Raw genomic sequence first — 255 nt, 5'->3', positions numbered from 1 at the left:
GCTCCACGCGAAGATTGGCCAGTTGACGCTGGAGAACGATTTTTTAAGCGGAGCGCTCGGCAAGGCGGGGTTGCTGAGCGGAAAGCGATGATCGACCGTGCACACGCGCTACCGATTGCGCAACAGGCGCGACTTGTGGGGATCGCCCGATCAAGCGTCTACTACCAGCCTCAACCGGTCAACGAGACGGAACTGAAACTGATGCGCCGGATCGACGAGCTGCATCTTGAGTTCCCGTTCGCGGGAGCGCGCATG

The 255-nt window shown here is 60.4% G+C and carries 1 pseudogene; it reads left to right on the top strand.

Features of this window, described 5'->3' with window-relative positions:
- Positions 1-255 (top strand): annotated as a pseudogene (locus AB3X89_RS40565) (IS3 family transposase); the annotation flags it as partial.

The sequence above is a fragment of the Paraburkholderia sp. BR14320 genome, assembly GCF_040948665.1.
Classification (GTDB): Bacteria; Pseudomonadota; Gammaproteobacteria; order Burkholderiales; family Burkholderiaceae; genus Paraburkholderia; species Paraburkholderia youngii.
This window is presented reverse-complemented; position numbering and strand designations above follow the sequence as displayed.